Origin of the sequence: Nocardioides sp. PD653-B2 (assembly GCF_002117935.1) — a bacterium.
GTDB lineage: Bacteria > Actinomycetota > Actinomycetes > Propionibacteriales > Nocardioidaceae > Nocardioides.
Genome location: NZ_BDJE01000025.1, coordinates 1 through 16,872, shown reverse-complemented (window position 1 = coordinate 16,872; position 16,872 = coordinate 1). Strand labels below are relative to the sequence as shown.

General features: G+C 71.9%; 16 protein-coding genes and 2 tRNA genes. 11 read left to right on the top strand and 7 right to left on the bottom strand.

Going from position 1 to position 16,872, the window contains the following annotated elements; translation table 11 throughout:
* Positions 1-69 precede the first annotated feature (69 nt).
* The 7 genes from PD653B2_RS10805 to PD653B2_RS10775 all read left to right on the top strand — a co-directional run bounded on the left by PD653B2_RS10805 (position 70) and on the right by PD653B2_RS10775 (position 6,102).
* Positions 70-984 carry a 2-hydroxyacid dehydrogenase gene (locus PD653B2_RS10805; protein WP_085872387.1) on the top strand — a complete coding sequence of 305 codons (915 nt, stop codon included), beginning with the start codon at positions 70-72 and terminating at the stop codon, positions 982-984.
* A 20-nt stretch (positions 985-1,004) separates the two neighbouring features.
* Positions 1,005-2,876 (top strand): DNA primase, encoded by a 1,872-nt coding sequence (gene dnaG / locus PD653B2_RS10800; RefSeq protein WP_085872386.1) that lies wholly within the window; start codon positions 1,005-1,007, stop codon positions 2,874-2,876.
* Entirely contained in the window at positions 2,873-3,394 is a 522-nt protein-coding gene (locus PD653B2_RS10795) for a hypothetical protein (RefSeq protein WP_085872385.1), read from the top strand. Before dnaG ends, PD653B2_RS10795 begins: the two co-directional genes overlap by 4 nt.
* Positions 3,395-3,684: 290 nt before the next feature.
* Positions 3,685-3,760, top strand: a tRNA-Asn gene (locus PD653B2_RS10790).
* Between the two features lie 117 nt (positions 3,761-3,877).
* Positions 3,878-4,909: a hypothetical protein gene (locus PD653B2_RS10785; RefSeq protein ID WP_133059032.1), complete on the top strand. Its 1,032-nt coding sequence runs from the start codon at positions 3,878-3,880 to the stop codon at positions 4,907-4,909.
* On the top strand, positions 4,906-5,277 hold the full coding sequence (locus PD653B2_RS10780) for a hypothetical protein (protein ID WP_085872383.1): 372 nt from the start codon (positions 4,906-4,908) through the stop codon (positions 5,275-5,277). The genes PD653B2_RS10785 and PD653B2_RS10780 overlap by 4 nt, the downstream gene beginning before the upstream one ends.
* A gap of 3 nt (positions 5,278-5,280) precedes the next feature.
* On the top strand, positions 5,281-6,102 hold the full coding sequence (locus PD653B2_RS10775) for a DUF72 domain-containing protein (RefSeq protein ID WP_085872382.1): 822 nt from the start codon (positions 5,281-5,283) through the stop codon (positions 6,100-6,102).
* Here PD653B2_RS10775 and PD653B2_RS10770 read toward each other — a convergent pair.
* Positions 6,083-6,580 carry a DUF2231 domain-containing protein gene (locus PD653B2_RS10770; protein WP_085872381.1) on the bottom strand — a complete coding sequence of 166 codons (498 nt, stop codon included), beginning with the start codon at positions 6,578-6,580 and terminating at the stop codon, positions 6,083-6,085. The two genes, PD653B2_RS10775 and PD653B2_RS10770, sit on opposite strands and share 20 nt — an antisense overlap.
* Before the next feature lie 227 nt (positions 6,581-6,807).
* Between PD653B2_RS10770 and PD653B2_RS10765 the strand changes: the two genes are divergently transcribed.
* A tRNA-Ile gene (locus PD653B2_RS10765) sits at positions 6,808-6,881 on the top strand.
* Between the two features lie 69 nt (positions 6,882-6,950).
* Here the strand turns inward: PD653B2_RS10765 and PD653B2_RS10760 are convergent.
* The 3 genes from PD653B2_RS10760 to PD653B2_RS10750 all read right to left on the bottom strand — a co-directional run bounded on the left by PD653B2_RS10760 (position 6,951) and on the right by PD653B2_RS10750 (position 8,861).
* A complete protein-coding gene (locus PD653B2_RS10760) occupies positions 6,951-7,424 on the bottom strand; it encodes an SRPBCC family protein (RefSeq protein ID WP_085872380.1) in 474 nt (157 codons plus the stop codon).
* Entirely contained in the window at positions 7,417-7,731 is a 315-nt protein-coding gene (locus PD653B2_RS10755; RefSeq protein WP_165763430.1) for an ArsR/SmtB family transcription factor, read from the bottom strand. Before PD653B2_RS10755 ends, PD653B2_RS10760 begins: the two co-directional genes overlap by 8 nt.
* Positions 7,732-7,889: 158 nt before the next feature.
* A complete protein-coding gene (locus PD653B2_RS10750) occupies positions 7,890-8,861 on the bottom strand; it encodes an aldo/keto reductase (RefSeq protein ID WP_085872378.1) in 972 nt (323 codons plus the stop codon).
* A 49-nt stretch (positions 8,862-8,910) separates the two neighbouring features.
* Here PD653B2_RS10750 and PD653B2_RS10745 point away from each other — a divergent pair, with 49 nt between their 5' ends.
* Positions 8,911-9,126, top strand: a complete 216-nt coding sequence (locus tag PD653B2_RS10745; protein ID WP_085872377.1) for a DUF3099 domain-containing protein — start codon at positions 8,911-8,913, stop codon at positions 9,124-9,126.
* Position 9,127: 1 nt separating this feature from the next.
* Here the strand turns inward: PD653B2_RS10745 and PD653B2_RS10740 are convergent, their stop codons facing one another.
* From PD653B2_RS10740 to PD653B2_RS10730, 3 genes are all read right to left on the bottom strand, one after another.
* Positions 9,128-9,340: a hypothetical protein gene (locus tag PD653B2_RS10740; RefSeq protein ID WP_085872376.1), complete on the bottom strand. Its 213-nt coding sequence runs from the start codon at positions 9,338-9,340 to the stop codon at positions 9,128-9,130.
* 65 nt (positions 9,341-9,405) lie between these two features.
* Complete coding sequence (locus PD653B2_RS10735) at positions 9,406-12,624, bottom strand: response regulator (RefSeq protein WP_165763429.1); 3,219 nt, start codon at positions 12,622-12,624, stop codon at positions 9,406-9,408.
* 32 nt (positions 12,625-12,656) lie between these two features.
* Positions 12,657-14,054: a serine/threonine-protein kinase gene (locus PD653B2_RS10730; protein WP_085872374.1), complete on the bottom strand. Its 1,398-nt coding sequence runs from the start codon at positions 14,052-14,054 to the stop codon at positions 12,657-12,659.
* Positions 14,055-14,194: 140 nt separating this feature from the next.
* Here PD653B2_RS10730 and tyrS point away from each other — a divergent pair, with 140 nt between their 5' ends.
* Both tyrS and PD653B2_RS10720 read left to right on the top strand, forming a co-directional pair.
* Positions 14,195-15,466 carry a tyrosine--tRNA ligase gene (gene tyrS, locus PD653B2_RS10725; protein WP_085872373.1) on the top strand — a complete coding sequence of 424 codons (1,272 nt, stop codon included), beginning with the start codon at positions 14,195-14,197 and terminating at the stop codon, positions 15,464-15,466.
* A 13-nt stretch (positions 15,467-15,479) separates the two neighbouring features.
* A complete protein-coding gene (locus tag PD653B2_RS10720; RefSeq protein WP_085872372.1) occupies positions 15,480-16,538 on the top strand; it encodes an alpha-hydroxy acid oxidase in 1,059 nt (352 codons plus the stop codon).
* The last annotated feature ends 334 nt before the right edge of the window (positions 16,539-16,872 follow it).

The window sequence follows — 16,872 nt, the reverse complement described above, 5'->3', positions numbered from 1 at the left end:
TGTGTGCAGTCGTCCGCCTCTCGGCTAGTCCCAGGTGCGTCTCAGGCGGACGACCCTAGGCTCTGGACCGTGACCGACCGACTCGTCTGGCTGCCGTTCGACCCCGACCTGCTCGGCGACCCGCCGGCAGGACTGCGCTACGAGGTGGTCGACCCGACCGAGCGCGTCCCGGACAGCGTGGCGGACGTCCGGTTCTACGTGCCGCCGTACCAGGTGGGCACCCGCGTCGCGGAGGTGCTGCCGCGGATGACCAGCCTCGAGGTCGTGCAGACGCTGACCGCCGGTGTCGACAACGTGCGCGCGGCGATCCCCGCGGGCGTGACGCTCTGCAACGGGCGCGGCATCCACGACACGTCGACCGCCGAGCTCGCGCTGACGCTGATCCTGTCGAGCCTGCGCGGGATCCCCGACTTCGTGCGCGCCCAGGACCGGCACGAGTGGGCGACCGGGTGGCGGCCGGCGCTCGCGGACAAGCGGGTGCTGCTGGTCGGGTACGGCGCGATCGGCGAGGCCATCGAGGCGCGGCTGCTGCCGTTCGAGACCGAGGTCGTCCGGGTCGCGCGCACCAAGCGCGACGGCGTGCACGGCATCGACGAGCTGCCCGAGCTGCTGCCCGAGGCGGACGTCGTCGTGCTGATCGTGCCGCTGACCGACGAGACCCGGGGGCTGGTCGACGCCGGCTTCCTCGAGGCGATGAAGGACGGCGCGCTCCTCGTCAACGTCGCCCGCGGGGGCGTGGTCGACACCCCCGCCCTGGTCGACGCCCTGGACCGCGAGAAGGTCCGCGCCGCCGTCGACGTCGCGGACGTCGAGCCGCTGCCGGAGGACCACCCGCTCTGGGACGCGCCGAACCTGCTGATCTCGCCGCACGTGGGCGGCGCCAGCAGCGCGATGTGGCCCCGTGCGCACCGGCTCGTGCGCGACCAGCTGCACCGCTACGCGGCCGGTGAGCAGCTGGTGAACGTCATGTCCGGCGCGTACTAGGTCGACCGTAGACTCGCCCCGTGGCAGGCCGGATTCGCGAGGAAGACATCGCCGAGGTGCGCGAGAAGGCGCGCATCGACGAGGTCGTCTCGCAGTACGTCACGCTGAAGAACGCCGGGGGCGGCTCCCAGAAGGGCCTCTGCCCGTTCCACGACGAGAAGTCGCCGTCCTTCAACGTGAACCCCACCCGCGGGTTCTTCCACTGCTTCGGGTGCAACGAGAGCGGCGACGTCATCTCGTTCCTGATGAAGATCGACGGCCTCACCTTCGGCGAGACCGTCGAGCGCCTCGCCGACAAGTACGGCGTGCAGCTGCGGCGCGAGGAGGGCGGCGTCCAGGACGAGCGCCCGAAGGGCCCGCCCCGCCAGCGACTGATCGACGCCAACAAGGTCGCCCAGCAGTTCTACGCCGAGCAGCTCGCCACTCCGGACGCCCTGGTCGCCCGCCAGTTCCTGGTGGAACGCGGGTTCGACCAGGCAGCCGCCGAGACGTTCGGCATCGGCTTCGCCCCGCGCGAGGGAGAGGCGCTGTTCAAGCACCTGCGCGGCCGCGGCTTCACCCAGGAGGAGACCGTCGAGGCGGGCCTCGTGGCGATCGGGCGCTCGGCGTACGACCGCTTCCGCGGCCGGCTGCTCTGGCCGATCCGCGACGCCCCCGGTGACACGATCGGCTTCGGCGCGCGCCGGATCTTCGAGGACGACAAGATCGAAGCGAAGTACCTCAACACCCCCGAGACCCGGATCTACAAGAAGAGCCAGGTGCTCTACGGCCTCGACCTGGCCCGCCGCGACATCGCGAAGTCGTCGCAGGCGGTCATCGTCGAGGGCTACACCGACGTGATGGCCTGCCACCTGGCCGGCGTCGGCACCGCGGTCGCGACCTGCGGCACCGCGTTCGGTGACGAGCACTCCAAGGTGCTGCGCCGCTTCCTCAACGACCACGAGGAGTTCCGCGGCGAGGTGATCTTCACCTTCGACGGCGACTCGGCCGGACAGAAGGCCGCGCTGCGTGCGTTCGGTGGCGACCAGAACTTCGTGTCCCAGACCTACGTCGCGGTCGAGCCCGACGGCCTCGACCCGTGCGACGTGCGGATCAAGAAGGGCGACGCGGCCGTGCGCGAGCTGGTCGCCCGCCGGGTGCCGCTCTACCGCTTCGTGCTGACCAACGTGGTCGGCAAGTACGACCTCGACCGGGCCGACGGGCGGGTCGACGCCGTGCGCGAGAGCGCCCGACTGGTCTCGAGCATCCGGGACAAGTCGAAGGTCGACGCGTTCGCCCGCGAGATCGCCGGGATGATCGGCGTCGACGTCGACGAGGCGCGCGCCGAGGTCCGGCGGGCCGCCCACCGCCGCCCGGCCCAGGACAGCCGCGCTCCGGCCCCCGACGTGACACCGCCGCCGCGGTCCGCCGTACCCGACCTGCGCGACCCGCGCTTCTCCCTCGAGCGCGAGACGCTCAAGCTGGTCGTCCAGCACCCGATGACGATCGGTCGCTCCACCTCGGAGATCGGTCCCAACGACTTCACCCACCCGACCTACCGCGGGGTCTGGGAGCTGGTCGCCGCCGCCGGGGGGCCGGGCGCCGGCGCCGGTGACCCGGGGTGGGTGACCCGCCTGCGTGACGCGGCGACCGAGCCCGCGGTCTCGGCGGCAGTCAGCGAGCTCGCGGTCGAGCCGTTGAAGAAGGAGCCCGACGCCGCGTACGTCGCGCAGCACGTGCTGCGGCTGCTGGAACGCACGACCGGTCGTCGCATCGACGCCCTCAAGTCCAGGCTGCAACGGACCAACCCGGTCGAGCACGTCGAGGAGTTCAACAAGATGTTCGGCGAGCTGGCCGCCCTCGAGGCACACCGTCGCAACCTGCGCGACCGGTTGGCGGGGCCGGCCGAGTGACGATCTTCAAGAGGGATCGCTCGCCGATCCGCACGGAGCGCGGGGAGCGGCTGCTCGCGACCGCCGAGGCCGACGGCGTCCACCTCGGCGGCACCCGCGACGCGCTGTACGTCGTGCGGCCGATCGGCGGCGGCGCGTTCGAGCTGGCCGACACCACCCGGATCCCGTGGGAGGAGGTCGAGGCCGCCGACTGGGACCTCGAGACCTCCACGCTGCGGGTCACCGAGGTCGGCACCTGGGGCGAGACCCGCCCGGAGCACACGTTCGTCATCGAGGAGCCCGGCCGGCTGCTCGAGCTGGTGCGCGAACGGGTCACCGCGAGCATCGTCCTCCAGCGGCACGTCGCGATCGCGGGCCGTCGCGGTGTCCGCGTGATCGCCCGCCGGGCTCCGCGCGGCGACCGGCCGGTGGTCTGGCTCTACGAGTACGACGACGGCGTCGACCCGGCCGACCCGGTCGTCCAGGCGGCCGCCACCGAGGCGCTCGAGGCCGCCCAGGCCGAGGTCGGCCTGCTCTGAGGTCCGAGCTATCGCCCTGGTTTCGAGACGACTCGCTGCGTCCAGCGCTGGCGCGCGGGCCCCAGCCGAGGCTCCTCAACCGAGGCGGTTGACGCTCGTCCCTCGCCGGCTCGGTCCGAACTACCGCCCTGGTTTCGAGACGACTCGCTGCGTCCCGCGCTGGCGGGCGGGCCCCAGCCGAGGCTCCTCAACCGAGGCGGTTGACGCTCGTCCCTCGCCGGCTCGGTCCGAACTACCGCCTCGATTTTTCACTGCCGGACGTGGTTGCTAATCTGTGCGGGCTGCACCGATCCCCTGTAGCTCAACTGGCAGAGCATTCGACTGTTAATCGGAGGGTTGTTGGTTCGAGTCCAACCGGGGGAGCCAGCACCGAAGGGCCCGTCTCATTGCGAGGCGGGCCTTTCGCATTTCTCCAGCCCTCTCGCTGCCCGTCGTTCGATGTCCGGATCCGCTTTCCCGCTCGGAGCGTGGCAGGCTGGCTCGATGAGCGGGAGCGTGAAGCGGTACGCCGACATCGCGCTGCGGCTGCCCTCGACGAGCGACCGGTGGTCGGGCGCGGTGTTCAGGTCCGAGCTGCGGTCCTGGGTCACGCGAGCGGTGGGGGAGCCGACCTCGCTGGAGCCGGTGAAGATCCGGCCCTGGGCGACGGTCTGGCGCGTCGAGACCGACCACGGCGTCTTCTTCGCCAAGCAGAACTGCTCGACGCAGTCCTACGAGGGCGCCCTGCTGGTGGCCCTCAACGACCTCGCCGCGCGCCACGTCGTCCCGCTCACGGCGGTGGAGCCGGGCCTCGGGCTGCTCCTCACCCCCGACCAGGGCGTGCCCCTCGGCGAGACCGCGGGCGACGACATCGACGCGTGGTGCCGGGTCGCGGCGGCGGGCGCCCAGCTCCAGCTCGAGGTGGCGCGCTACGTCGAGCGGCTCGTCGAGGTCGGGCTGACGGTGCTGGCGCCGAGCGACTCCGTGGCGTACGTCGAGGAGCAGCTCGACGCCTTTGCCGGGCTGCCCACCGACGACCCGCGCGCGATGCCCGCCGAGGACCGGGCCGCGGTCCTCGGCCACCTGCCGATCGTGGCCGACTGGGCCGAGCAGGTGGGCGTGGTCGGCCTGCCACTCACCCTGTCCCACAACGACCTGCACGGCCACAACGTCTTCGACGCCGGCGGCGAGCTGCGGTTCTTCGACTTCGCGGACGCCCTGGTCACCGAGCCGCTCGCCGCGCTGCTGATCCCCCTCAACGCGCTCGCGACCCGGCTGCGGGCACCGTCCGACGACCCGCGGCTGCGCCGGGTCGCCGACGCGGCGCTGGAGGTGTGGAGCGAGCACGCACCGATCGCCGAGCTGCGGGCCGCCCTGCCGGCCGCCCTGCAGCTCGGGCGGTTGGCGCGGGTCGAGTCGTGGATCCGGTGCACCGCGCCGATGAACGACGCCGAGCTGGCCGAGTGGGGGTCGGCGGCGGCGTACTGGCTGGCTTCACTGGTTCAACCACCGCCGGTCGGGTACGAGGGGACATGACCTACCGACTGAGCCGACTCCTCTCCACCGCCACCGCCGCGTACGGCGGCTACGCGCTCGCCCGGCCCGCCCACCTCTGGCAGGCGCTCGGGGCCGACCGCAGGAACCGGGAGGGACTCGAGCTGCTCGCCCGCACGTACGGCGTGCGCGACCTGGCGATCAGCAGCCTCGGGGTCTTCGGCCGCTCCGAGCGGACCGTCCGCGCGGCGATGCTGCTGCGGATCGCGATGGACCTCGGGGACGCGGTCCTGCTCTCGACGCAGACCGACGACGAGGACGTCCGCAGGAAGGTCCTCGCGGTCACCCTCGGCTGGGCGGGGCTCAACGCCCTCGCCCTCGCCGTCGACTCGAAACGCGCCGGCGGCTGACCCGTGGGCGAGATCCGCGTCGGCATCTCCGGCTGGACCTATGCCGGCTGGCGCGGCGACTTCTACCCGCGGGGCCTGCCACAGAAGCAGGAGCTGGCGTACGCCGCCGAGCGGCTGGGCTCGATCGAGATCAACGGGTCGTTCTACTCGCTGCAGCGGCCGTCGTCCTACGAGGCCTGGCGCGACCAGACGCCGGACGACTTCGTCTTCGCGGTGAAGGGCGGGCGCTACATCACGCACATGAAGCGGCTGCGCGACGTCGAGGCCCCGCTGGCGAACTTCTTCGCCTCCGGGGTGCTCGCCCTGGGCCCGAAGCTCGGGCCGGTGCTGTGGCAGCTGCCGGAGCGGCTGGCGTTCGACGCCGACCTGCTGGCCGGATTCTTCGCGCAGCTGCCGCGCACCGTGGGGGAGGCGGCCGCGCTGGCCCGGCGCCACGACGACAAGGTCGCCGAGGACCGGGCGCTGACCCGGGCCCCTCGCGGGCAGGCCGACCGGCCGCTGCGGCACGCGCTGGAGTTCCGGCACGCCTCGTTCTGCGTCGACGACGCCTACGCGCTGCTCCGGGAGCACGACGTCGCCTGCGTCGTCGCTGACACGGCCGGGAGGTGGCCGATGGCCGACCAGGTCACCAGCGACCTGGTCTACGTCCGCCTGCACGGTGACCAGGAGCTCTACGCCAGCGGCTACGGCGACGCAGCGCTCGACGCGTGGGCCGACCGGTGCCGCCGCTGGTCCCGGGACGGCGACGTGGTCGTCTACTTCGACAACGACGCCAAGGGCTTCGCGCCGTACGACGCGCTCCGCCTCATCGACCGGCTGGGATGACGATCTGGCTCGAGGCGTCACCCCACGCCTCCCGTGCCCCGGAGTCACCGACGCGGTAGACCTGGACACCGCAGGCGAGCGCGGCGACGACGGCGACCCCCGCGACGATCCTGAGCTGCAGCGCCGTCGGACGCCCGCCCCCGTCGGTGAGGACCGATCGCTCGGACCGCCACTCGAGGTACACCAGGGCCGCCGAGGTGATCACCAGCAGCAGCGCGAACCAGACGAGCTGGTCGCCGAGCTCGGCGTGGTCGCCGACGTCGCCGACGCGCTCCTCCAGTGACTCGCCGCTCGAGGTGGCGATCGGGCAGAGCACGGTGGCAAGCAGTGCGGAGCCAACGACGAGCGGGCCGTAGCGGGTGCGCCACCGGGGCCGGACGGCGATCAGGATCGTGCCGAGGATCGCGAGCGGGAGCAGCACCACCACGCCGTGGACCACGAGCGGGTGGAGCGGAATGCCGTTGATGGTGTCGAACACGGAACACCTGCCTTCGGGACGTGGCGCGGTGGCGCCGGCTCGTCCGAGCGGGCGCCGACCCGGGCTCTGGGCACCATCCTCGTCACCGGCCGCGGCGCGGGGCAGGGCCGGACGTTGCACCGTGCCGGGACCTTGGTCACGACGGGAGACCGCTCCGGCTGGGTGACTCCGGGCGACCGTCACCCACTAGGCTGCCGACCCGAGGCCTGGACCCGTCCAGCGCTCGAGGGGCGGTAGCTCAGCTGGTCAGAGCAGGCGACTCATAATCGCCCATGCCTGGGTTCAAGTCCCAGTCGCCCCACGCGGTGCCGTGGCTGACGGTGGTCAGCGACGGACGAGGCCGGTGGTCCGGAGCACCCGCTGACGACGGCTAGGGCTGGGCGTCGGCGACCTCGGCGTAGTGCGCGAGGGTGCTCGCCCAGGCGTCCGGCGCGTCGAACGTCTTCCGCATGGTCTCGGCGTCGTCGCCGTACGCCGCGAAGTCGCGGTGCTCGATCGAGACCCGGGTGCGCTCGGGGCCCTCGGCCTCGAACGTCACCTCGACCGTGGTGACCAGGTCCTCGTGGTAGGTCCAGTCGCTGCCGATCTGCCAGGTGACGACCAGGCGGTGCGGGCGGTCGTGCACGACGACGTACCCGGTCGAGGTCTGGGTGCCGTCCTGGTGGCGGGTGAACCACCGGCCGCCGGCGTGCGGCTCGATGACGATCTCCTCGATGGGCGCGGAGCCGATGTGGTGCTCGGCCGGCCACCACGAGGTCATGTCGGCGGTGAAGATGTCGAAGGCGCGCTGCTGGTCGACGCCGACGGTGACGCCCCGTCGGACCGGTTCGAAGGTCTCAGTCATCGGATTCCTCTTCTCGGGTTCGTTGTTCGAACGCCGCGAGCGATCGCTGCCAGAAGGCGTCGAGGTGCCGGCGCAGCTCCTCGAGGCCGGCCGGGTCGACGCGGTAGAGCCGCCGGGTGCCGATCTGCTCGTCGAGCACCAGGCCGGCGTCCTTGAGCACCTTCAGGTGCTGGGACACGGCCGGGCGGCTCACCGGCAGGTCGGCGGCGAGCTGTCCGACGGCGCGAGGGCCGTCGGAGAGCCGGTCGAGGATCGCCTGGCGGGTGGGGTCCCCGAGGGCGGTCAGCATTGCCTGTGCGTTCGTCATGGCTAACCGTAAGTAGAGACTAACGGTAAGGCGGTGTCAACCCTGCCGGGAGGCCTTGCGACGTCCCGCTGCGGCTGTGATGCTCCGAGGGCCACGAGCATGTACCGGCGCGAGGGTGACCGCTGGGTGATGGTCGGCCACCACACCGACCCGCTCGGCTAGCGGTGCCCCGAGATCGCGTGCGGCACGTAGCCCGCGCCCAGCTCCTCGAGGTCGCTGTCGGACAGCGACAGGTCCGCGGCCGCGACGGCGTCGGCGAGGTGCCCCGGTTTCGTGACGCCCACGATCGGTGAGGTCACGGCCGGCTGGTGCAGCAGCCACGCCAGGGCTACCTGCGCCCGCGGCACGCCGAGCCGGGCGGCGACGGTGGCCACCTTCTCGACGACCGCCCGGTCCTCGTCGCGATAGAGGGAGGCGCCGAACTCGTCGGTCTCGGCCCGCGCCGTCTCGGCGTCCCAGTCACGGGTCAGCCGACCGCGAGCCAGCGGGCTCCACGGGATGACGCCGACCCCGAGGTCCTCGCAGAGAGGGAGCATCTCGCGCTCCTCCTCGCGGTAGATCAGGTTGTAGTGGTTCTGCATCGAGACGAACGGCGTCCAGCCGCTCATCGCGGCGACGTGCTGCGCCTTGGCGAACTGCCACGCGTACATCGAGGACGCGCCCAGGTAGCGCGCCTTGCCGGCCTGGACGACGTCGTGCAGCGCCTCCATGGTCTCCTCGATCGGGACCTCCGGGTCCCACCGGTGGATCTGGTAGAGGTCGACGTAGTCGGTGCCGAGCCGGCGCAGAGACTCGTCGATCTCGTGCAGGATCGCCTTGCGGGACAGGCCCGCGCCGTACGGCCCGGGCCGCATCCGGCCGTGCACCTTGGTCGCGATCACGACGTCCTCGCGGCGGGTCAGGTCGCGCAGCGCCCGACCGGTGATCTCCTCGCTGCTGCCCGCCGCGTAGACGTTGGCGGTGTCGAAGACCGTGATGCCCGCCTCCAGTGCGTCGCGGATGACGCCGCGCGCGGCCGCCTCGTCGAGCACCCACGGGTGGCCGCCCCGGCTCGAGTCACCCCAGCTCATGCAGCCGAGGGTCACCACGGACACGTCGAGTCCGGTGTTGCCGAGCTTCTCGTAGCGCATGGACTGAGCCTGACACCACGATCAACCCCCGCCGGCATAGGTTCGGACGATGGAGCGCACCCGGCGGCACCGCACGTACTTCGCGCTGATGGGCACCTGCCTGGTCCTCATCCTGCTCGCCTGGAACGTCGTGCGCCTGTGGTCCACGACGGCCGCCGTCGTGATGAGCGTGGTAGCCGCGCTCATCCCGCCGGTCGCGGCCTTCGTCGGCAACCAGGGAGCGCTCGACGAGGCGGCGCCGCAGACGCCGGACGAGGACCGCTGACTCAGTTCGAGGGCTGGGGGACGTCGACGTTCTTGCAGTCGACCTTCGGGTTCACGCCGAAGTAGTTGAGCGGTCCGGCGAGGATCGTGAGCGACGTGTCACCCGCCGACTTACAGCTCACGTCCTGGTCGTCGCCGAAGTAGCCGCGCTGCCAGGCGGCGAGCACGCCGATCACCAGCCACACGACGACGATGATCCCGATGATGCTCTTCATGCTGACTCCTGATCGTTGGCTTCCCCGCGCCGGAGTCGTACCCCGTCGGCTCGGACTCGAACCCTTCAGCCGGAGTACGTCGCCTGGTAGGCCCGCAGGGCCGCCCGGCCGCGGGCCAGGTCGGCCTCGAGCCGGTCCACCAGCGGGGCGGCGCCCTCGGTGGTGCCGGTGTCGGCGAGCAGCTCGATCTCCTGGGCGGTGCGGCCGGCGGCCGTCACGCCGAGGTTGAGGGCACCGCCGGCGAGCTTGTGGGAGACCTGCTTGAGGCCGGCGACGTCGCCTGCGTCGGCAGCCGCGCGGATGGTCTCGAGGGTGCCGGGCGTGTTCGCGATGAAGTTGCCGATCGCCCGGTCGAGGTAGGTCGTGTTCCCGGGGTCGAGATCGCGCAGCTCGTCGAGGCGGTCGCGAGCCAGCCCGGCGAGCAGCTCCGGGTCGGGCGGGGGCGAGGACGGGGTCGGCACGAGCGAGAGAGTACGTGCCGCGGCGGGCTCGCCGTCGGGCATCCAGAGGTCGAGGACCGCGGCCAGGGCCGACGGGTCGACCGGCTTGGTGAGGAAGTCGTCCATGCCGGCGGCCATGCAGCGCTCGCGCTCGCCCTCCACGGCGGCGGCGGTCATCGCGATCACTGGCAGCCGCCGGCCTCCGTCCTCCGCGGCCCGGATGGCGCGGGTCGCGGCGTAGCCGTCCATGCGGGGCATCTGCACGTCCATCAGGACGGCGTCGTACGCCGTCTCCTGGAGGGCCTCGAGCGCCTCGATGCCGTCATCGGCGGTCTCCGCGCTGTAGCCGAGTGCCTCGAGCAGGCCGACGGCGACCAGCTGGTTGACGGGGTTGTCCTCGACGACGAGCACGCGACGGCTCGACACGAGTGCGGCCGCGGCCCGCGGCTCCGGGGTCGGCCGAGGGTCGACACCGGCGAGGTGACGCAGCAGCGCGCTGCGCATCTCGGCGGCGAGCACGGGCTTGACGAGGCACTCGACGATCCCGGCTGCCTCGAGCTCGTCAGGGTCCGGGTTCGTGGCCGAGGTCAGCATCACCAGCGGCAGTGCGCCGTACGCCGGGTTCTCTCGCAAGGCGCGGGCCAGGTCGAGGCCGTCTCGACCGGGCATCGACATGTCGAGCAGCACCCCCTCGAACGGGTCGCCGGTCGCGGCGGCCTCCGCCACGGCGACCTCCGCCTGGTCGGCGCCGGCGGCGGTCGCCGAGCGCACCCGCCACCAGGCGAGCTGCTCCTCGAGGATCAGCCGGTTGTGGGCGTTGTCGTCGACCACCAACACCCGCCGGCCCGCGAGCCAGCTGCGTGCGTACTCGTCGTCCGGGTCGACCGCCGGCCCGCTCGGGGCGTCGAACTCGGCGGTGAACCAGAAGATGCTGCCGCCGCCGGGGTTCGGCTCGAGGCCGATCTCGCCGCCGAGGGCGTCGACGATCTCGCGGGAGATCGCCAGGCCGAGGCCGGTGCCGCCGTACCGCCGGGTGGTCGAGGCGTCGGCCTGGGTGAACGCCTCGAAGAGCGTCTCCACGTCGCCCTCGGGCACGCCGATCCCGGTGTCGGCGACCGTCACGCGCAGCCGGACCCGCCCCTCGGGCAGGGGCTCGGCCGTCGCCCGGACGTAGACCTCGCCCCCGTCGGTGAACTTCACCGCATTCGACCCGAGGTTGGTGAGCACCTGCGCGAGCCGCGTCGGGTCGCCGGCGAGGACCTCGGGCACGTCGGGATGGCACGACACCATCAGCTCGAGGCCCTTGGCCCGTGCCGTCTCGGCGAGCAGGCTCGCGACCTGGTCGAAGACCGGTCGGACCTCGAAGTCGAGCCGCTCCAGCTCCAGCTTGCCGGCCTCGATCTTGGAGAAGTCGAGGATGTCGTTGATGACGCTCAGCAGGGCCCGGCTGGCGACCTGGACACCCGAGGCGAGCCGGAGCTGGTCGGCGTCCAGCCCGGTGCGGAGGAGCAGGTCGTTGAGACCGATGACCCCGTTGAGCGGCGTCCGGATCTCATGGCTCATCGTCGCCAGGAACTCGGACTTCTGGCGCGACGCCTCCATCGCACCGTCCCGGGCGTCGGCGAGCTCGCGCTGCGCGCGCTCGCGCTCCGCCACCCGGCCGAGCTGGACCGCGACCTGCTCGACCATCGACTGGATCATGTCGTAGCGGTAGAGCGGGGGAGCCGACGTGATCGTCACGACCGCCACGACCTCGTCGGCGTACGACACCGGGAAGCCGATCGTCAGCATCGCGTCGTCCCACACGGACGCGCGCGCGGCGAACGCGCGGTTCGCCAGGGCCAGCTCCAGCGCGGATTCGGCCGGGGTGGCGAGGTCCGCGGCGGCATCCTCCTCGGTCAGGTGCAGGGGGACGACCCCGGGTCCGTCCGGATCGGGCAGGAATGCCCGGCCGCGCTCCCAGTCGTCGTGCAGGAGCACGAGGTGCTGGGCCTGGCCCAGGACGTCGGCGAGGGTCTGTGCCTCGTTGGCCGCCGAGGCCACGGCCTGCATGAGGGCGTTCTGCCGGACCTGGTCCTCGAGGGCGACCTCGGCCAGCTTGGCCTCGGTGATGTCCTGGTGGGTGCCCGACATGGAGACGACCCGGCCGGTCTCGTCGGTGTGAGCCACCCCGCGGCCTCGCGTCCACACCCACTGGTCGTCGCTGGACTGCACCCGCGCCACGAACACGAACTCGCCGCCGTCCTCCAACGCCTGGCGGACCTCGGCGTCGACGGCACTGCGGTCCTCCTCGTGCACGATGTCGAGGAACGACGCGTACGGCGCGGGGAACGAGTCCGGGTCGAGCCCGTAGAGGGCGGACAGCCCGTCGGAGCCCCAGATCTCGTCGCGCTCGACGTCCCACTCCCAGCTGCCGATCCGCGCGATCCGCTGGGCTTCCGCGAGCCGGCGCCGGCTGGTCGTCAGCTCGTCGAGGATCAGCCGTCGGTCGTTGTAGTCACTGAGCCGGTGCAGGATGCCCGTGACGGAACCGTCGGGGCCGCGCAGCTCGCTCTCGCTGACCGTCACCCACAGCGACGACCCGTCCTGGCGCACGAACATCGACTCGACGTCGTGCTCGTTGATCCGCCCGGCGCGCACGTCCTCGAGGTGAGCCGCGAACTGCGTCCTGCCGTGGTCGTCGAGCGAGTCGAAGACCGTGAGCCGCGCGACCTGCTCCTCATCGACCCCGAAGAGCTGGCGGAGCGCAGGGTTCGCGTACAGCGTCCGACCCTCCAGGTCGAACACCCAGATGCCGTCCGGAGACTTCTCGACGATGTCCCGATACAGCGGCGACAGTTCCATCGCACCTCCCGGCCCCACGATAGGGCCCGGCATCAGCTCTCGCCCGAGATCAGGTAGTCACCGTCGGTGCCCTCGAGCTGGAGCGTGACGTCGTCCCTCGTCTTCCGGCCGTCCTGGTGGAGGTACTCGACCGTGTAGCTGATCTGGCGGCTTTCGGGGTCGGCCTCCGACGACACGATGTCGGCAGTCTGGAAGCCGCTCCAGAACTGCTTGTACTGCCCGAAGCTCCCGCTCTGCGCCTGGAAGTTCGGCGTGAGCCGCTCCCACGCCGCCGCCGGGTCGGTCGTCACGGTGGCGAGGTAGTCCTCGACGAAGTTCTCCATGCCGTCGGCGGTCACCTCTGCGGAGGGCTTCGTCGCGGAGGACGCGCTCGTCCTGTCCGAGCCGTCCGGCTTCGCGGCGGTGCGGTCGTCGGGGCCGTCACCGGTGAGGGCGACCCAGAGGATCAGGCCGATCGCGACGACGACCGCCAGCGCCGCGAGGGCCGGGGCCAGCCCGGACCGCCGGCGGGGGCCACGCGCGGGCGGGGTCGGCGGGGGTGCCACCGGAGGCACCGGAGGTACGCCGTGGGTCATGACCTGGGTCACCGCCGGCTCCTCGGGAGCGACCAGCGTCGGTGAGGGGGTGGGTGCCGGGAGGGACGCCGACGGGCCGGCGGCCAGGAAGTCGCGCACCTGCGCCATCGACCAGCGCTCCGCCGGTTCGCGGGTCATGGTCGCGAGCAGGAGCTGGTCGAGCCAGCCGGCGTTCGGCAGCCGCGGCGGGTCCTCGTGGACGATCCGGTAGAGCGCGCCGAGCACGTTGTCGCCGACCTCGTAGGGCGGGTGGCCGGCGAGCGCGTGGAAGAGCGTGGCGCCCAGCGACCAGACGTCGCTCGCGTCCGTGGCCTGCTGGCCCGAGGCGACCTCGGGGGCCAGGTAGGCGGGGGACCCCGTGACGAGTCCGGTCTGGGTGAGCGAGGCGTCCGCCTCGGCGCGGGCGATGCCGAAGTCGGAGAGCTTCACCTGTCCGTGGGGAGACACCAGGATGTTCGAGGGCTTCACGTCGCGGTGGACGATCCCGGCCGTGTGCGCCGCGGCGAGGGCATCGGCTGCCTGGCCGATGACGGCTGCCGCCTGGTCCGGAAGGAGCGCGCCGTCGCGCCGGACGAGCTCCGCGAGCGTCACGCCCTCGACGTACTCCATCACCAGCCACTGGACGTCGCCGTCCTCGACCAGGTCGTAGACCGCGACCACGTGGGGGTGGTTGAGCCGAGCCGCCAGCCGGGCCTCGCGTTCCGCGCGCTCGAGGTCGGGACTGCTCCCGCCGGGGAACATTCCCACCCGCTTCAGCGCGACCTGGCGTCCGAGCACCTCGTCGAGGCCGAGCCAGACGGCACCCATGCCGCCGCGACCGATCTCCCGGCCGAGCGTGTACCTGCCTGCGATCAATTGACTCGTCCCTCTCCAGATCCTGGCCAGCCTAGCGACGGGCCCAGGACAACCGAGTGGGCGTCGGGACCACGGATACGGCAGGCTTGACCCCGCATTACCCACCGCGAATCGACCGCACACCGCTCGGAAGGCCCACCGTGTCCATCGACCCCACTCTCCTCGACGACCTCGAGTGGCGAGGACTCATCGCCCACTCGACGGATCTCGACGCGCTGCGTGAGGCGCTGACCCAGGGGAGCGTGCGCTTCTACGTCGGGTTCGACCCGACCGCGCCGAGCCTGCACATGGGCAACCTGGTGCAGATCGTCACCGCCCGGCGGCTCCAGGACGCCGGGCACACGCCGTACGCCCTGGTCGGCGGCGCGACCGGCATGATCGGCGACCCCCGAGACTCCGGGGAGCGCACCCTCAACACCCTCGACACCGTCAAGGACTGGGTCGAGCGGGTCCGCCGGCAGATCGAGCCGTTCCTGTCCTTCGAGGGCGACAACGCCGCGACGATGGTCAACAACTACGACTGGACCGCGAGCCTGTCGACGATCGACTTCCTACGCGACATCGGCAAGCACTTCCCGGTCAACCGGATGCTCGCGCGCGACGTCGTGAAGAGCCGCCTGGAGGCCGGGATCAGCTACACGGAGTTCAGCTACGTGCTGCTCCAGTCGATGGACTTCCTCAACCTCTACCGCGACCACGGAGTCACGCTGCAGTTCGGCGGCTCCGACCAGTGGGGCAACCTCACCGGCGGCGTCGAGCTGATCCGGCGTGCCGACGGCGGCAAGGCCCATGCCTTCGCGACGCCGCTCGTGACCAAGAGCGACGGCACGAAGTACGGCAAGACCGAGGGCGGCGCCCTCTGGCTCGACCCGGAGATGATGTCGCCGTACGCCTTCTACCAGTTCTGGCTCAACGTCGAGGACGAGAAGGTCGGCGAGCTGCTCCGCATCTTCAGCTTCCAGAGCCGCGCCGAGATCGAGGCGATCGAGGCCCAGCACGCCGACAAGCCCTACCTGCGAGTCGGACAGCGCGCCCTGGCCGAGCAGGTGACGACGCTCGTGCACGGCGCCGAGGAGACCGCGCAGGCCATCGCGGCCGCGGAGGCCCTGTTCGGTGGCGGTGATCTCACCGGCCTGAGCGCGGCGACGCTGGCTGCGGCCCTGCGGGAGGCCGGGTCGGCCACCGTCGACGGTGACGAGCCGCTGCCGAGCGTCGTCGACCTGCTCGTGCTCTCCGGGCTCGCGAAGAGCAAGGGCGACGCGCGGCGCACCGTGTCAGAGGGTGGGGCGTACCTCAACAACGCCCGCGTCGAGGACCCCGACCAGGTCCCCGGCCCCGACGACCTGATCGGCGGCAGCTGGCTGGTGCTGCGCCGCGGCAAGAAGAACTTCGCAGGCGTCGAGGTCCGCTGACGGTGACGGGCCGATGAGCGACCCAGCGCGGCGGCTCGCGTCGTGGGAAGAGCGCGCCCGCGCGTCCCTCGCGCCGGAGCTGCTGGAGTACGTGCTCCAGGGTGCTCGCGAATCGGTGTCGGCCGGCGAGGCCGCGGCCGCCTGGCGTGCGCTGCGGTTCCTCCCGCGGGTGCTGCACGACGTGACCCACGTCCAGACCTCGGTGCGCCTGCTCGGTCACGAGTGCGCGGTCCCGTGGGGCGTCGCTCCGACGACCCTGCAGCGCGCCGTCCACCCCGAGGGCGAGGTGGCGATGGCTCGGGCGACGGCCGAGGCCGGGTCGATGATGGTCGTGTCGAGCAACGCGGGATCGACGTTCGCGGACATCGGGGCCACGGGCGTGCACTGGTGGCTCCAGGCCTACCTGCCGGCCGACCGCACCCTCGCCGAACCGATGCTCGACCGCGCGGTCGCCGCGGGTGCCGCGGCGGTCGTCCTGACAGTCGACACCCCGGTCGTCGCGACGAAGTACGCCACCTCGGGCACACCGGTCGTCTGGGACACGGTGGACCCGGCACTGCTGCGGGTGAACTCCGATCCCGGGTACGACGACCTGCCCGGCGCCGAGAAGGCGCTCGACCTCGGCCCGCACGACATCGGGTGGCTGGCCGACCGCACCGGCCTGCCGATCGTGGTCAAGGGGGTGCTGCGGCCCGAGGACGCGCTGCGGTGCGTCCAGGCCGGAGCCAGTGCGGTGTGGGTCTCCAACCACGGGGGCCGCCAGCTCGACCGGGCCGCGCCGACGGCCGTCTGCCTGCCTGCCGTGGTGGACGCCGTGGGGGAGCGCGCCGAGGTCTACGTCGACGGCGGGATCCGCACCGGTCTCGACGTGGTCGGCGCGCTGGCGCTCGGCGCGGACGCCGCCTTCCTGGGTCGGCTCCCGCTGTACGCCCTCGTGCAGGGGAGTGACGGTGTCGCCGCGTTGCACCGCGAGCTGCTCCTCCAGACGGTCGAGACCCTCCGCCTGGCCGGAGCCCGCACCGTCCGCGACACGTGCGGTCTCCTCGCGCCGGAGCGGCCGAACCGCCTCTGACCTGCGCAAACGCGTTTGTGGCTCGGCTCACGTGGAGCCGATTTGAACTCCACGGCCGTGTCCCCTAATGTTCTCCGAGTCGCCAGGGAGCGGCGGGAGGCAAGACCGCGAGGTCGGGCCACCGGCCCCGGGCAGACCACCTCCATCATCACGACTTCTAGATCGACGAGTGCGCGCATCAGCGGCCTCCGAAATCCAGAGGCTTTGTGGCGTGCGCGAGGTGAGGGAAGAATTAGCCCGGATTTGCGCCGGGGAATTCAACCCGCTAAGTTTTACCAAGTCGCCGCAGAGCGGCCGAGAAATCGGTTCAATCACGGTGTGCGTCTGATTTTTG

Bases quoted from the DNA above. Each gene is read 5' to 3' on its own strand.
- PD653B2_RS10785 (WP_133059032.1), top strand. From the start codon at position 3,878: ATGAGCGGGAGCGTGAAGCGGTACGCCGACATCGCGCTGCGGCTGCCC.
- PD653B2_RS10780 (WP_085872383.1), top strand. From the start codon at position 4,906: ATGACCTACCGACTGAGCCGACTCCTCTCCACCGCCACCGCCGCGTAC.
- PD653B2_RS10760 (WP_085872380.1), bottom strand. From the start codon at position 7,424: ATGACTGAGACCTTCGAACCGGTCCGACGGGGCGTCACCGTCGGCGTC.
- PD653B2_RS10755 (WP_165763430.1), bottom strand. From the start codon at position 7,731: ATGACGAACGCACAGGCAATGCTGACCGCCCTCGGGGACCCCACCCGC.
- PD653B2_RS10750 (WP_085872378.1), bottom strand. From the start codon at position 8,861: ATGCGCTACGAGAAGCTCGGCAACACCGGACTCGACGTGTCCGTGGTG.
- PD653B2_RS10745 (WP_085872377.1), top strand. From the start codon at position 8,911: ATGGAGCGCACCCGGCGGCACCGCACGTACTTCGCGCTGATGGGCACC.
- PD653B2_RS10740 (WP_085872376.1), bottom strand. From the start codon at position 9,340: ATGAAGAGCATCATCGGGATCATCGTCGTCGTGTGGCTGGTGATCGGC.
- PD653B2_RS10735 (WP_165763429.1), bottom strand. From the start codon at position 12,624: ATGGAACTGTCGCCGCTGTATCGGGACATCGTCGAGAAGTCTCCGGAC.
- PD653B2_RS10720 (WP_085872372.1), top strand. From the start codon at position 15,480: ATGAGCGACCCAGCGCGGCGGCTCGCGTCGTGGGAAGAGCGCGCCCGC.